Origin of the sequence: Reyranella sp. (assembly GCF_052439685.1) — a bacterium.
In the GTDB taxonomy this organism is placed as follows: domain Bacteria; phylum Pseudomonadota; class Alphaproteobacteria; order Reyranellales; family Reyranellaceae; genus Reyranella.
Genome location: NZ_JBQVQG010000010.1, coordinates 84,962 through 99,608 on the forward strand (window position 1 = coordinate 84,962; position 14,647 = coordinate 99,608).

16 protein-coding genes are annotated in these 14,647 nt (G+C 66.2%); 12 read left to right on the forward strand and 4 right to left on the reverse strand.

Annotated elements, in window-relative coordinates:
* Nucleotides 1-2 precede the first annotated feature (2 nt).
* Both ACT6UX_RS15025 and ACT6UX_RS15030 read right to left on the reverse strand, forming a co-directional pair.
* Nucleotides 3-1,367, reverse strand: coding sequence for a glutamate--cysteine ligase (locus ACT6UX_RS15025; protein ID WP_444775963.1), 1,365 nt, complete (start codon nt 1,365-1,367; stop codon nt 3-5).
* A 144-nt stretch (nt 1,368-1,511) separates the two neighbouring features.
* Complete coding sequence (locus tag ACT6UX_RS15030) at nt 1,512-2,300, reverse strand: 16S rRNA (uracil(1498)-N(3))-methyltransferase (RefSeq protein WP_444775964.1); 789 nt, start codon at nt 2,298-2,300, stop codon at nt 1,512-1,514.
* 60 nt (nt 2,301-2,360) lie between these two features.
* On the opposite strand from ACT6UX_RS15030, the gene ubiA reads away from it, so the two are divergent.
* The 7 genes from ubiA (at nt 2,361) to ACT6UX_RS15065 (ending at nt 7,863) form a co-directional block, all read left to right on the forward strand.
* Entirely contained in the window at nt 2,361-3,284 is a 924-nt protein-coding gene (gene ubiA, locus ACT6UX_RS15035) for a 4-hydroxybenzoate octaprenyltransferase (protein WP_444775965.1), read from the forward strand.
* Nucleotides 3,284-3,955, forward strand: coding sequence for a class I SAM-dependent methyltransferase (locus ACT6UX_RS15040; RefSeq protein WP_444775966.1), 672 nt, complete (start codon nt 3,284-3,286; stop codon nt 3,953-3,955). Before ubiA ends, ACT6UX_RS15040 begins: the two co-directional genes overlap by 1 nt.
* 71 nt (nt 3,956-4,026) lie before the next feature.
* A complete protein-coding gene (locus ACT6UX_RS15045; protein ID WP_444775967.1) occupies nt 4,027-4,779 on the forward strand; it encodes a hypothetical protein in 753 nt (250 codons plus the stop codon).
* A gap of 139 nt (nt 4,780-4,918) precedes the next feature.
* Nucleotides 4,919-5,824 carry a DMT family transporter gene (locus ACT6UX_RS15050; protein ID WP_444775968.1) on the forward strand — a complete coding sequence of 302 codons (906 nt, stop codon included), beginning with the start codon at nt 4,919-4,921 and terminating at the stop codon, nt 5,822-5,824.
* A gap of 1 nt (nt 5,825) precedes the next feature.
* Complete coding sequence (locus tag ACT6UX_RS15055) at nt 5,826-6,281, forward strand: CreA family protein (protein ID WP_444775969.1); 456 nt, start codon at nt 5,826-5,828, stop codon at nt 6,279-6,281.
* Nucleotides 6,282-6,302: 21 nt separating this feature from the next.
* Entirely contained in the window at nt 6,303-7,187 is an 885-nt protein-coding gene (locus ACT6UX_RS15060; protein ID WP_444775970.1) for an HpcH/HpaI aldolase/citrate lyase family protein, read from the forward strand.
* A gap of 16 nt (nt 7,188-7,203) precedes the next feature.
* Complete coding sequence (locus ACT6UX_RS15065; protein WP_444775971.1) at nt 7,204-7,863, forward strand: glutathione S-transferase family protein; 660 nt, start codon at nt 7,204-7,206, stop codon at nt 7,861-7,863.
* Between the two features lie 105 nt (nt 7,864-7,968).
* On the opposite strand, the gene ACT6UX_RS15070 is transcribed toward ACT6UX_RS15065, so the two are convergent.
* Nucleotides 7,969-8,691: a hypothetical protein gene (locus ACT6UX_RS15070; protein WP_444775972.1), complete on the reverse strand. Its 723-nt coding sequence runs from the start codon at nt 8,689-8,691 to the stop codon at nt 7,969-7,971.
* Between the two features lie 30 nt (nt 8,692-8,721).
* On the opposite strand from ACT6UX_RS15070, the gene ACT6UX_RS15075 reads away from it, so the two are divergent.
* From ACT6UX_RS15075 to ACT6UX_RS15085, 3 genes are all read left to right on the forward strand, one after another.
* Complete coding sequence (locus tag ACT6UX_RS15075) at nt 8,722-10,239, forward strand: UbiD family decarboxylase (protein ID WP_444775973.1); 1,518 nt, start codon at nt 8,722-8,724, stop codon at nt 10,237-10,239.
* Nucleotides 10,240-10,261: 22 nt separating this feature from the next.
* Nucleotides 10,262-10,840 (forward strand): HD domain-containing protein, encoded by a 579-nt coding sequence (locus ACT6UX_RS15080; protein WP_444775974.1) that lies wholly within the window; start codon nt 10,262-10,264, stop codon nt 10,838-10,840.
* 97 nt (nt 10,841-10,937) lie between these two features.
* On the forward strand, nt 10,938-12,359 hold the full coding sequence (locus ACT6UX_RS15085; protein WP_444775975.1) for an MATE family efflux transporter: 1,422 nt from the start codon (nt 10,938-10,940) through the stop codon (nt 12,357-12,359).
* A 3-nt stretch (nt 12,360-12,362) separates the two neighbouring features.
* On the opposite strand, the gene ACT6UX_RS15090 is transcribed toward ACT6UX_RS15085, so the two are convergent.
* Nucleotides 12,363-13,349, reverse strand: a complete 987-nt coding sequence (locus ACT6UX_RS15090; RefSeq protein WP_444775976.1) for an endonuclease/exonuclease/phosphatase family protein — start codon at nt 13,347-13,349, stop codon at nt 12,363-12,365.
* Between the two features lie 125 nt (nt 13,350-13,474).
* Between ACT6UX_RS15090 and ACT6UX_RS15095 the strand changes: the two genes are divergently transcribed.
* On the forward strand, nt 13,475-14,113 hold the full coding sequence (locus tag ACT6UX_RS15095; RefSeq protein WP_444775977.1) for a TetR/AcrR family transcriptional regulator: 639 nt from the start codon (nt 13,475-13,477) through the stop codon (nt 14,111-14,113).
* 96 nt (nt 14,114-14,209) lie between these two features.
* Nucleotides 14,210-14,632 (forward strand): DUF2852 domain-containing protein, encoded by a 423-nt coding sequence (locus ACT6UX_RS15100; protein WP_444775978.1) that lies wholly within the window; start codon nt 14,210-14,212, stop codon nt 14,630-14,632.
* Nucleotides 14,633-14,647 lie beyond the last annotated feature (15 nt).

Here is a 14,647-nt window from a genome sequence, read left to right on the forward strand (position 1 = left end):
CCTCAGTAGGCGCAGTCGCGGAACAGCGCCGCGAAGGACCCTTTCCATTCACCATGCCACTTGGCGAGGAGTTCGTCGGCCGGCGCCTGGCCGCTGGCCACGGCGCGGTCGAGCGGCGCCAGGTACATGGTCTCGTCGGCGCCGTCCGCATTGAGCTGCTTGCGCGCGCGCAGGCCGGCATGCGCGATCTCGACGACGTCGCGCGCCAGTTCCGAGAGGACCCGGCCGCGGAACATCGTGGCGAGGCCCGACTTCGGCGTTTCGGCGCGCAGGAAATCGTGGTCGGCGGTGCTCCAGTCCTTGACCAGGTCCCACGCCGCATCGAGCGCGCCCTGGTCGTAGAGCAGGCCGACCCACAGCGCCGGCAGCGCATTGAGCGCACCCAGCGGACCGGAATCCGCGCCGCGCATTTCGAGGTAGCGCTTCAGCCGCACCTCGGGGAAGGCCGTCGTGATGTGGTCGGCCCAGTCGTTGATCGAGGGCAGCTCGCCCGGACGCGCCGGCAGCTTGCCCTTCAGGAAGTCGCGGAAGCTCTGGCCGGCCGCATCGATATACTTGCCGTCGCGATAGACGAAGTACATCGGCACATCGAGCATGTAGTCGACATAGCGCTCGAAGCCGAAGCCGTTCTCGAACACGAAAGGCAGCATGCCGCAACGGTCGGGATCGGTGTCGGTCCAGATGTGGCTGCGGTAGCTCTTGAAGCCGGCCTCCTTGCCCTCCTTGAACGGCGAGTTGGCGAACAGGGCGGTGGCGATCGGCTGCAGTGCCAGCGAGACGCGGAACTTCTTCACCATGTCGGCTTCGGAGTCGAAGTCGAGATTGGTCTGCACGGTACAGGTGCGCAGCATCATGTCGAGGCCGAGCTTGCCCACCTTGGGCATGTACTCGCGCATGATCTTGTAGCGACCCTTGGGCATCCAGTGCATGTCCTCGCGCGTCCATTCGGGCGCGAAGCCCAGCCCGATGAACGACGCGCCGATCTCGCCCGCGACCTCTTTCACCTCGTCGATGTGCTGGCTGTTCTCGGCCGCTGCCTCATGCAGCGTCTCGAGCGGCGCACCCGACAGTTCGAACTGTCCGCCCGGCTCCAGCGTGATGCTCGCTTTGCCGCGCAGCAGGGCGATCGGGTTGTTGCCCTCGACCACCGGCTCCCAGCCGAACCGGGTCAGGCCTTCGAGCATGGCGCGAATGCCGTCAGGCCCGTCGTAGGCCAGCGGCTTCAGCGTCTTGGTGTGGTAGCCGAACTTCTCGTGCTCGGTGCCCATGCGCCACATGGCGCGGGGCTTGTTGCCGGCCGCGAAGTATTCAATCAGCTGCCGCCGATTTTCGATCGGCGCGCCGCCGCCCGACGGAGGTGCGGACATACGATCAACTCTCCCTGATCGCTCCGCGCCGTGTGAAGGCTGTTGGAGCGGCGCGGTCGCATGAGAAAACCTCACCCGAGCCCGCGGCTGGTTCATCCTGTTCGATTCGCTCTCTCCCACATCGCCGGGGGCCTGCGCAAGCGCTCAGACGGTAACCCTGGAGGCGCGATAATCGCCGCTGAGACGCGGTGTCCGGCGCCGCCAGTCGCCGACCAGCGCCTGCCAGCATGCAAGCGCTGCCAGCGCCGCCGTGTCGGCCCGCAGGATGCGGGGACCGAGTCCCACCGACATTACATCCTTTATGCGACGGAGCGCCTGAAGCTCGATTTCGGCGAAGCCGCCCTCAGGGCCGATCACGATCGCCCAGGGTGCCGCGCGTGCCGCGTCGTCGAGCTGCGACAGCGCCTCGGCGATGGGCGGCCCGCCGCCGGTCTCGTCGCACATCATCAGGCGACGTCCCGCGGGCCAGCCGTCGAGGAACTTTCCGAGTTCGACCGGTTCGCGCACCTCGGGCACGGTGAGCCGCTCGGTCTGCTCCGCTGCTTCGATCGCATTGGCCTGCAGGCGCCCCACATTGACCCTCTCGACCGCGGTGTGGCGCGTCACCACGGGCTGCAGGACGGAGGCGCCCAGCTCCGTGGCCTTTTCGGCGATATAATCGATGCGGGCGCGCTTGACCGGCGCGAAGCACAGCCAGACATCGGGCTCGGGCGCCTGCTCGCGCGTGCGCTCTCCCAGTTCGGCGACGGCGGACTTCTTCCCCCGGAACGAGAGGGTGCCGCGCCATTCGCCGTCGCGGCCGTTGAACAGGAGCAGCGGCGCACCATCGGGCCGCCGCATGACGTTGCGCAGATAGTGGACCTGCGCCTCGTCCAACGGGACTTCGGCGCCGGGCGCGAGATCCGCCCCGACGAAGAGACGTGCCGCACTCATCTATTTGCCTTCATGGATCATTGTCGCGCATAGCTGCATCATGAAGCGCATGATGACGCTATGACCGCCGGGCGGACAACCGGCTTCACCGATATCGACACGACGCACTGGACGTTGCGCTACCTGCCGCCGTGGGCGCGCCCCTACGGGCGGCTGGCGCGCTGGGACCGGCCGATCGGTATCTGGCTGCTGCTGTTTCCCTGCTGGTGGTCGTCGGCGCTGGCTGCGACACCCAACTGGGCCCAGCTCGCGGGCTACATGGCGCTGTTCACGGTTGGGGCCATCGCCATGCGCGGCGCGGGGTGCACCTGGAACGACATCGTCGACCGCAAGGTCGATGCCGGTGTCGAGCGCACGCGCGGGCGGCCGCTGCCGTCGGGGGAGCTGAAGCTGCACCACGCGCTGATCTGGATGGCGCTGCAGGGCGCGGTGGGCGCCGCCGTCCTGTTCAAGCTCAACAAGTTCGCGGGCGGCGTGGCGCTGCTCTCTCTGGTGCTGGTCGCGATCTATCCGACGATGAAGAAGATCACCTCCTGGCCGCAGGTGGTGCTGGGCTTCGCCTTCAACTGGGGCGCGCTGGTCGGCTACGCCGCCGTCACCGGCACGCTCTCCTGGGCCACCGTCGCACTCTATTTCGGCGGCGTCGCCTGGACGATGGTCTACGACACGATCTACGCCATGCAGGACCAGCGCGACGATGCGGTGGTCGGCGTGCGCTCGACGGCCCGCCGCTTCGCCGCCGCGCCCCGGCGCTGGCTGAGCTTCTTTGCGGTGCTGGCGATCGGTTTCTGGATCGCCACCGGCGTGCTGGCGCCGCTCGGCATCGGCTATTTCGTGCTGCTGGCCGGCATCGCCGTACATCTCTGCTGGCAGATCGCGCTGCTGAAACCCCACGACCAGGCCGACTGCCTGATGCGCTTCAAGTCCAATCGCCTCGTCGGCTGGCTCATGCTGGCGGCCCTCATCGTCGACAGGATTGCCTGATGTCCAAGCTGCCCGAGGACCCCGAGGGATTCATCCGCACCAACACCGCGCTCGAAGCACCGGCGATGGTGCCGGAGTTCAGGCTGTGGCTGGCCAGCGAATATGTCCCGATCTGGCAGGCCACCGAGTCGTGGCTGGAGGAGAAGAACGTCGACCCGCCCTACTGGGCCTTCTGCTGGCCCGGCGGTCAGGCGGTGGCGCGCTACCTGCTCGACAACCCCGGGCTCGTCAGGGGCAAGCGCGTGCTCGACTTCGCGGCCGGCTCGGGCGTTTCCTCGATGGCGGCAGCACACTGCGGCGCGGCCTCGGTGGTGGCCAACGACATCGACCAGCTGTCCCTGGTCGCCGCCCGCCTCAACGCCACGGCCAACGGTCTTGCCATCGACACGAGCAGCGAGGACTGGCTGGCGGGAGCGCCCGGAGCCCCCGAGGCCGACGTCGTGATCGCGGGCGACGTCTGTTACGAGCGCGAGATGTCGGTGCAAGCCCTGGCCTGGCTGCGCAGCCATGCCGCCAAGGGCCGGCTGGTCCTGCTGGGCGACCCCGGCCGCAACTATTTCAGCGCCCAGGGCCTCGAGGAGCGCGGACGCTACGAGATCCCGACCTCGCTGCAGCTCGAGAACCGGGGCATGCGCGAGACCGTCGTCTGGCGTGTCCTGCCCGTTTCGTGAAGCTATTCGGCGGCAGGCTGTTATAATTCCGTAACTGTTCTTTCACACACGGATCGGGGTACAGCAGACCCATGCCCCCTAGCACCAAGAAAACAAAGATTAGCGCCGCCGACTTTGCGAGCCTGTACGACGGCTTCAACACCCCGGTCTCGCGCTTCGATTGTGGCCGCAAGTGCGCGCCGCTGAACGACGGAGAGCCGGTCTGCTGTTCGACGCAGAACGCGGTCCCGGTGGTGCACAAGGCTGAGTGGGAGCTGCTCAAGACCCGCACCGACCTGTGGTCCAAGTTCAAGCCCTACGACTATTCCACCCGGATGATCGTCGAGGAACTGACCTCCGACTGCATGGCCATCCACTGCAAGGGTGCTCGCCACTGCGAGCGCGACAACCGCACGATCGCCTGCCGCGGCTTCCCTTTCTTTCCCTACCTGACGCGGCAGAAGCAATTCGTCGGCATCGGTACCTACTGGGTGTTCGAGGATCGCTGCTGGATGATGTCCAACCTCGAGATCGTCGACCGGCCGTTCGTCGAGGAGTTCATCACGACCTATGAGGCACTCTTCATCAAGGACAAGGACGAGTTCGACACCTATGTTACCTTCTCCGCGACGGCGCGCCGCGTCTACTCACGCTGGAAGCGCGAGATCCCGCTGCTCGGCCGCAGGGGCGAGCTGCTGATCGTGACGCCCTCGACCGGCGAGATCCGCCCCGGCAAGCCGCGCGACTTCCCGAAGATGGAGCCTTTCAACTCCGAGAAGAATTACAAGCAGGCCATCAAGGACGCCGGCGGCGAATATCCCAAGGACGGCCTGCGCCCGAGCTGAGGGCGTCTTCCAATACTCTCCGTCGTCTCGACCGAAGCGCCGCAGGCGCCTCGCGGAGTTTACCCCGAGGTATTCGAGGGGCGAGGCTCCGGTCGAGACGACGGGCTGTTTCCGAACCTCCCCGTGCTAGAACTCCGCCGTGTCGTCCCTCACCCGCCGCCGCATCGCCTGGACGCTGTTGCTGCTCACGCCCGCGATGTTCGCCGTGAACATGCTGATGGCGCGCTACGCGACCTTCGTGCCGCCGAACGCGCTGGCGCTGGGGCGGTGGTTCTTCGTGGCGGTCCTGCTGCTGCCTTTCGCCTGGCCACGTCTCGTGCGGCATCGCGCATCCCTCGCGCGCGAATGGCGCGACCTGCTGCTGCTGGGCGCGATCGGCATGTGGATCTGCGGCGCCTGGGTCTATATCGGCGCACGCTCGGTGCCGGCGCTGAACATCGGCCTGATCTACGCCGCCTCGCCGATCCTGGTCGTGGCGCTGGGCCGCCTTCTCTATCGCGAGCGTCTCACGATGGGCCGTATCGCCGGCATCGTGCTCTGCCTCGCCGGCGTCGCCGCGGTGTTCGCCAAAGGCCGGATCGAGAATCTCCTGTCGGTGCAATTCACCGAGGGCGATCTCTGGATCGCGGCCGCCTCTGCCTGCTGGGGCGTCTATTCGGTGCTGCTCAAGGCGCGGCCGAGCGCGCTCGATCCGCTGACGCGCCTCTGCGCCATCTCCTTTGCAGGCTCCCTCGTCCTGCTGCCGTTCACGATCGGCGAGGCGCTCTTCTGGCAGGCGCCGGACCTCGGCGACTGGCGCACCTGGGCCTCGTTCCTGGTGCTCGCCGTCATCCCCGGCGTCGGCGCCTACGGCGCCTTCGCCTATTGCGTGCGCGAGCTCGGCCCCTCCGTCACCAGCGTGTCCATGTATCTCGGCCCGCTCTATGTCGGCATCCTCGCCTGGATCGTCCTTGGCGAGACGCCGCAATGGTACCATCTCATTGGGACGGCCCTGGTTCTGCCCGGCCTGTTCCTCGCCACTCGTCCGGCCAGCAAAGGAGTCTGACATGAAACGCGCGATCCTCGCCGCCCTCGCCCTCCTCGTGGCACTCCCCGCCGCGGCCGAGGAAATCGGCTCGGTCGGCTATCGCTTCAAGTGGCTGGGCCCCAACGACAAGATCGTGGTCGAAGCGTTCGACGATCCCGACCTCGGGGGCATCACCTGCTATCTCGCGCGTGCCCGCACCGGCGGCTTCAAGGGCATGGTCGGCCTCGCTGAGGACCCGCCCTATGCCTCGATCTCCTGCCACCAGGTCGGCCCGGTCGATGCCGACAAGGCCGAGAAGCTCAAGAGCCCACACGAAGTGTTCAGCGAGCGCGCCTCGCTGATCTTCAAGACCACGCAGGTCGTGCGCTTCTACGATCCCAAGCGCCGTGCGCTGATCTATCTCACCTATACCGACCGCGTGATCGAGGGCAGCCCGCAGAACTCGATCAGCGTCGTCCCCGTCGGCCTGCGCTGACTTCTTCCGGAGAACAATGGAATGACCACCCGTCCCACGCCCAACTGGCGCTCGCTGATGTTCGTGCCGGTGCTGGCCGAACGCTTCATCGCCAAGGCCCATACGCGCGGCGCTGACGCCCTGATCCTCGACCTCGAGGATTCAATCATCCCGTCGAAGAAGGCCGAGGCGCGCGCCGCCCTCGCCGCCGCCGTGCCGCGGGTGGCGCAGAACGGCGCCGACGTCGTGGTCCGCATCAACCGCCCGCTGGAGCTGGCGGTGCCCGACATCGAGGCCGCCGTGATGCCCGGCGTCTCGGCACTGATGTTGCCCAAGGTGATGGGCCCCGAGCATGTGCGCCTGCTGGCCGAGCTGGTGACCGAACGCGAGACGCAGCTCGGCATGGAGATCGGTCACACGCGTTTCCTGGTGTTGATCGAGACCACGGCCGCCCTGCCGCATCTCTTCGCCATCGCCGCCGAGCCGCGCATGGCCGGCATGTCGGTCGGCGGCGAGGATTTTGCCACCGACATGGGCGCCATCCCGTCGGCCGACAGCATGTACGTCTTCGCCATGCAGGGGCTGGCCGCCTGCCGCGCCGCCGGCATCCTGCCGATGGGTTCGATGGGCCAACTCGCCAAGATCGACGATCTCGACTCCTACCGTGCCGGCCTGAAGCGCGGCCGCGAACTGGGCTTCACCACCGCCTCCTGCATCCATCCCGCCCACGTGCCGATCATCAACGAGGAATATGGCGCGTCCGACGCCGAGATCGACCGCGCGCGGCGCCTGCTCGCCGCCTTCGAGGTCGCCAAGGCCAATGGCGAGGGCGCCGTCGCCTTCGAAGGCAGCATGGTCGACCTGCCCATCGTCATCCGGGCGGAACGTTTGCTTGCCCGGGCCGCTTCCTGGACGAAGACCGGCTGAACGGGAGTCCCTGGCAATGTCGCTTGCGATCTACGGCCACCTCTTTTCGTCCTACACCCAGAAGGTGTTGATGGCGCTCTACGAGAACGCCACGCCGTTCGAGTTCCGCGCGCTGGGGCAGGAAACACCCGAGCATGTCGGCGAGTGGCTGAAGCGCTGGCCGCTGCGCAAGTTCCCCGTGTTGGTCGACGGCGACCGCGCCGTCGTCGAGACCAGCATCATCATCGAGTATCTGCAGCTCGCGCATCCGGGCGCGCTGCGCCTGATCCCCGCCGACCCGATGGCGGCGCTCGACGTGCGCTTCCTCGACCGCTTCTTCGACCTGCATGTGATGAACATGATGCAGCTCGCGGTCGACGGCGCGCTCACCGGCGATCCGACCAAGCGCAAGGACGGCCACGACGCAGCCATCGAGAAGCTTGAACGCGCCTACGCCTGGCTCGATTCCGAACTGGCCGGCCGCACCTGGGCGACCGGCAGCGACTTCACGATGGCCGACTGCGCTGCCGCGCCGTCGCTCTTCTACGCCGACTGGGTGCACCGGATCCCCGAATCCTATCCGGTACTGCGCGCCTACCGCACGCGCCTGCTGGCAAGACCGTCGTTCGCCCGCTGCGTCGAGGAGGCGCGCCCGTTCCGGCCGCTCTTCCCGCTGGGCGCCCCGGATCGCGATTAACTCACTCCGTCGTCTCTCCGCTGCGCGCCTTCGGCGCTTCGGTCGAGACGACGAATTCTATTTTGAAAGCGTACGTCGTACGCACTGCCGTCAAGCGTGCCCGAATCACCGATACAAGAACGTCCCCAGCAGGACCCAGCGTCCGGCCTTCGGGGTGCCGACCAGCGGCGTCGTGTAGTGCCAGAACGGCAGGCGATAGGCGGTCACGGTCGAGGGGCTGGCCACCGAGACGATCTCGCTGAAATGGCCGGCGCGGCTATAGACCAGCCACTGGTGCTCGACGCCGGGGGTGCACAGGCTGAGATGCAGGTCGATGTATCCGCCCTTCGCCTTCTCGTTCTCCGGATGGTGGTCGTTGTGCGGCCCGGCATAATCCCCCGGGCCGTAGCGCAGCACCTGCAGGCCCCAGCCCGACTTGAGCGTGCGCCCCGCCAACGCCTCGGCGAAGGCGTGGAAACTCTCGGACCGCATCATGCGCGCAAGACCGATCCGCTCGGCGGCCTTCACGCCGGGCTCGCGGCGGCTCTCGAAATAGATGGTCCGCGCCCGGCTGCTCTTGGGCAGCAGCTCGGCATAGTCCTGCTTCATATCGAAGATCGAGTCGGGCGGAATCGGCCGCTCGATGGGTTCCAGCACGTCCTGCAGCTCGGCTTCGAGCGTCCGCCGCACACGCGCGGCCCTGGCACGGTCGAGCAGGTCCTCCGCCGCCAGAAACCGCGTCCGCGGATTGGCCAGGGCCCCGCACAAAGGATGGGTGCCCGCCAGCACGCGCCGGCCGGCACGGCTCAGCAGGTCCTCGAACTCCACGGGAATGCCGTTTGATCTCATCGGTCCGCCCCTCTAAACGACGTGCCTAGCATGCCTTACGCCTCGCTTCGCGACTTCATCGACCGGCTGGAGAAGAGTGGCCGGCTCGTCCGCGTCACCGCGCCGGTTTCGCCGCACCTGGAAATGACCGAGATCCAGACCCGCCTGCTGGCCGAAAAGGGCCCGGCGGTGCTGTTCGAGAACGTCGTGCGGCCCGACGGCACGCGTTCCGACATCCCCGTGCTGGTCAATCTGTTCGGCACGGTCGAAAGGGTCGCCTGGGGCATGGACCGCGAGCCCGGCCAGTTGCGCGCCGTTGGCGAGACGCTGGCCTTGCTGCGCCAGCCCGAGCCGCCGGGCGGCTGGCGCGAGGCGCTGGAAATGCTGCCGATGGTGCGCACCGTCATGGCGATGAAGCCGAAGACCGTGAATTCGGCACCCTGCCAGGAGATCGTCCTCACCGGCGACGACATCGACCTCTCGAAGCTGCCGATCCAGACCTGCTGGCCGGGCGAACCGGCGCCGCTCATCACTTGGCCGCTGGTGGTGACGCAGGGGCCGAACCCGAAAGGCGACAAGCAGGACAGTTTCAACCTCGGTATCTATCGCCTGCAGGTGACGGGCCGGAACACGACCTTGATGCGCTGGCTGAAGCATCGCGGCGGCGCGCAGCATCACCAGCGCTGGCAGAAGTCCGGCAAGCGCGAGCCGCTGCCGGCCGCCGTGGTGATCGGCGCCGATCCCGGCACCATCCTGGCCGCGGTGACGCCGGTGCCCGACACGCTGTCGGAATATCAGTTCGCGGGACTGCTGCGCGGCAAGAAGGTCGAGCTGGTCGCGTGCAAGACCGTACCGCTCAAGGTGCCGGCCGAGGCCGAGATCGTGCTCGAGGGCCATGTCAGCCTCGACGACTACGGCGACGAAGGCCCCTACGGCGACCATACCGGCTACTACAACAGCGTCGAGCCGTTCCCGGTCTTCACGATCAGCGCCATCACCATGCGGCGCAAGCCGATCTACCTGTCGACCTTCACCGGCCGGCCGCCCGACGAACCCAGCGTGCTGGGCGAGGCGCTGAACGAGGTCTTCATTCCCCTCTTCCAGCAGCAGTTCCCCGAGATCGTCGACTTCTGGCTGCCGCCCGAGGGCTGCTCCTATCGCATCGCCGTCGTGTCGATGAAGAAGGCGTATGCCGGCCACGCCAAGCGCGTGATGATGGGCGTGTGGAGTTATCTGCGGCAGTTCATGTACACCAAGTGGGTGATCGTGGTGGATGCCGACATCGACGCGCGCAACTGGAAGGACGTGATGTGGGCGCTGTCGACCCGCATGGACCCGGCGCGCGACATCACGGTGATCGAGAACACGCCCATCGACTATCTCGACTTCGCCAGCCCCGTGTCGGGCCTCGGCTCGAAGATCGGCCTCGACGCCACCGACAAATTCCCCGGCGAGAGCAATCGCGAATGGGGCCGGCAGATCCGTATGGACGACGCGGTGGTCGAGAAGGTCGACGCGATGTGGACGAGTCTGGGGCTGCCCGGATCGGGCAGGAAAATCTGGCGCTGAGCCTGAACAACAAGGTGATGGGATGGAAGATTTCAACAATCTCGAGAACGCGACGGTCGATGACCTCAAGGCCATCGCCAAGGGCCAGGCCGAGATCGCCAGCAAGGTCGGCGATCACCTGATCGCGCATCTCAGCCTGCTGAAGGGCGATTTCGGTGGCTTTCCGATCGACCGCTACGACCATTGCCTGCAGGCGGCGACGCGCGCCTACAACGACAAGCGCAGCGCGGAGTATGTCGTCTGTGCGCTGTTCCACGATATCGGCGACACGCTCGCCCCTTACAATCATGCCGAGGTGATCGCGGAGATCCTGCGGCCCTTCATCGACGACCGAAACCACTTCATCCTGCAGCAGCACGGCGTGTTCCAAGGATACTACTTCTGGGGCAAGCTCGGCCTCGATCGGAATGCGCGCGACCAGTACAGGGACAGCCCGTACTTCAACGACACGGTCGAGTTCTGCGAGAAGTACGACAGCCCGGCCTTCGACAGGAACTACCCGAACCTCCCGATCGAGACCTTCCGCCCATTGATCGACGAAGTGCTGAAGGCGCCCAAGCAGGCGTCGGTCTATTCGGCGATCTTCGCGAAGACCAAGTAATCAGCGCAGGCCGCCGCACTCCTTGTGACAGGAGCCGCGTGACCCTCGGTGCGTTGAGACCCGCAGAAAAGTCTCATTGCACCCTCAAGGGACCTGCGTGCCGCCCGCCCCCAACAAACTCCTCGAAGGTCCGATCCTCCGCTCGCTGCTGACGCTCGCCGTGCCGATCGTGACGGCGAACGTGCTGCAGTCGGCCTACCAGATCATCGATGCCTTCTGGGTCGGGCGGCTGGGCGGGGCGGCGGTGGCGGCGGTGTCGATCAGCTTTCCCGTCCTGTTCCTGACCTTCGCCATCGGCTCGGGCCTGTCGCTCGCCGGCTCGACACTGATCGCGCAGTATGTCGGCGCGCGGAACGACACGATGGTAGCGCACGTCGCGGGCCAGACGCTGCTCATGGTGATCCTGGCGTCGATCGTGCTGGGCACGATCGGCTATTTCTGTTCGCCGGCCCTGCTGCGGCTGATGGGCGTGGCGCCCGACGTCTATCCCGGTGCGCTGGGCTTCATGCGCGTGTCGTTCGTGGGCATCGTCTTCAATTTCACCTTCTTCGTCTTCCAGGCGATCATGCGCGGCATCGGCCGGCCAACCCTGCCGGTCTACATCGTGCTGGGCACGGTGTTCCTGAACTTCGTGCTCGACCCGCTGCTGATCTTCGGCTGGGGTCCCGTGCCCGGCTATGGGGTGATGGGCGCGGCCATCGCCACGCTGGTCACGCAGGCGATCGCGGCCATCATCGGCATCGCCATCCTGCGCATCGGCCTGCACGGCATCCATGTGCGGCGGCGCGATTTCATCCCCGATTTCGGCTACGTGAAGCGCGCGTTCTTCCTCGGCCTTCCCGCCTCCGTCGAACTCTCGGCGCGGGCGCTCGGCCTGATGGTGATGACGTTCCTGATCGCGAGCTTCGGCACGCTGACGCTGGCCGCCTACGGCGTTGGCTCGAACATCCTGCAGGTCGTGATGGTACCCGCGATGGGTCTGTCGATGGCGATCTCGACGCTGGTCGGACAGAACATCGGTGCCGGCAACATCGAGCGCGCGGCGCAGATCGGACGGCTGGGCGGGCTGCTGGGATTTGGCAGCCTCTCCGCGTTCGGCCTTCTGGTCTTCCTGTTCGCGCCACAGTTCGTCGCCTTCTTCGTCCCGACCGATCCCGCGGTGATCGCGGCCGGTGCGGGCTTCCTGCGCATCATGTCACTGGCCTGGGGCTTCCTCGGCCTGCAATTCGCGCTGACCGGCGTGTTTCGCGCCTCGGGAAACATGGTGCTGACGATGGTGCTGACCCTGGTGTCGCAATGGGTCGTGCAGTTTCCCCTGGCGTACGTGCTCTCCAAGCATACGGACCTGCACGAGCAGGGAATCTGGTGGGCGCTGCCGGTCTCCAACATCGTCACCGCGCTGATCACGCTCTGCCTCTACGCCAAGGGCGACTGGAAGAAGAAGCGCCTGATCGAGCCGGAAGAAGAACTTGCCGGCAAGGTGACGGAAGACATCCTGGTCGGCGAAGTGTCGCGTTGAGCGTCAATCCTTCTTCGCGTTCTGCACGATCTGCGTCAGGCGCTCGCCGTCGATGTCGGTCTTGATCTGTACCCAGACCGGGAAGTGGTCGGAGAGCTGGTAGGTGAACTGGGTGCGCGTCATGGCCTGCCGCGGAAAGAGCTGCTTGATCGACGCGTCGGAGACGTGGAAGTCGAGCGTGCCGCCGAAGTTGGTGAAGCGCTTCTTGGCCGTCGGCAGGTGCAGGATCTGGTCGTAGCGCATCGTCTTGCCGAGATTGGAACCCTTCACCGCCACGTCACCCGCCGTGAGCTCGAGCAGCGAGTCGGGTACCTGCAGGCCGCGCCGCGTCAGCGCCTTGAAGGTCTTGTCGTCGAGGCTCGGTGTGTTGAAGTCGCCCATCACGATCAGGTCGTGATCCTCGACCGACTTGTCCTTCTGCCGCGCGTCGATCCAGTCGGCCAGCATGCCGAGCTCGGCTTCGCGGCCTTCGAGGCTGTCGCCCCAGCGCGCATGGGTGGCGATGGCGATGAAGTCGAAATTGCCGGCGCGGAACGAACACATGTAGGGCGCGCGCCAGAAGGACTGCGCGGCGAGATACTCGGTGGCCTTTTTGGCGCGCGGCGCATCGACCTCGGCCGCCAGCCCGTTGAACACGACAGCACGGCGATCGTAGAGGAAGCCCGTGCGCTCGCGGTTGCCGCCGGCATCGGACATCCAGTCGGAATAGACGAGATCCCAGCTCGGCCCCAGGAACTGGCAGACCCTGCCGAAATCCTCGAGATTGTCGCGCAGCTCGACCAGCGCGATCAGGTCGAACTGGCCGAGGATCTCGGCGATGTAATGCAGCGCCGCCACGGTGCGCCGCTTCTTGCCGAATTCACGGATGTTCCAGACCGCGACATTGATCGTCTCGTCGAGCTTCGAGGGTGGAATCTTCGCGGCGTCGATTCGCTTCTTCAGGGCCAGCAGGCCCGCCGCAATCTCCGGTGACACGTCGCCATGGTGCATGAAAGCCCCCCGCTCTCCTCTTCGCGCAGGCAGAGCGTAGAAACATCCGGCCGACCACAACACGGCCCATCTCCGCATATCCTGCGGCTGTTGCAGGCAGGGGCTTTAATGTAAACTGGCTTAACATGAGCTGGAAGCGCAACGACCGTGAGGAGCGGAAGTATCACCACGGCAGTCTGCGCGAGGCGCTGATCAAGGCCGCTCGCGAACTCATCAAGGAAAAGGGGCCGGCAGGCTTCACCTTCGCCGACGCCGCGCGCTCCGCCGGTGTGAGCCCGGCCGCCCCGTACCGCCACTTTCGCGACCGCGACGCGCTGATGGCCGACGTGGCGCGTGAAGGTTTCGAGCGCTTCGCGGCAATGCTTTCGACCGGCTGGGCCAACGGGAAGCCCGACCCTGTCACGGCCTTCCACAATATCGGCAGGGCCTATCTCACCTTCGCGCGGTCCGAGCCTGCCTACTATGCGGCCATGTTCGAATCCGGCATCTCGCCCGATACCAACCCCGAACTGCGAACCGCCTCGGAACGCGCCTTTGCCGTGCTGCGCGCCGCCGCCGAACAGCTCGTCATCCTGCTCCCGGCCGCCGGGCGCCCGCCCGCACTGATGATGGGCCTGCACATCTGGTCGATGGCGCACGGGATCGCCTCGCTGTTCGGGCGCGGCGATTCAGGACGCCGTCCGCTGCCCATGACGGCCGAGGAGCTGCTGGAATCGGAGGTCCTCATCTATCTGCAGGGACTGGGCTTTCCCACGTCGCGCTGAAAGTTTTTCGCCGACCCATTGACTCCCGGGCTCGCGATGCCCAATGTAAATGTCGTTAACATTCACATCGTTAACATCAGCAAAGGGGGCTCCCATATGGGCCTGATCGAAAAAATAGACGACCTCGGCAAGCCGGCGTGGATCGCCCTGACGGTGCTGAGCTTCATCCTGTTCTGGCCGGTTGGCCTGGCCCTGCTCATCTATCTCAAAGGGAGTGGACGCATGTTTTGCTCGAAGCGCTACGGTCACTGGAACATGCCCGACGGCCGCTCGTGCCGTGAGGAATTCCGCGGCTGGAAGCGGCGCTCCGGCTGGGGCCGCAGCAGCAGCAGCGGCAATGTCGCCTTCGACGAGTATCGCGAGGAGACGATCAACCGCCTCGATCAGGAGCAGCGCGAGTTCCGCGACTTCCTCGACAAGCTGCGCGCCGCCAAGGACCGCGCCGAGTTCGACCAGTTCATGGCGGACCGTCGCAACCGCCCGGCAACAGAGACGCCGCCGGCCCCCAGCGCATCCTGAGACTCAACGACAAGG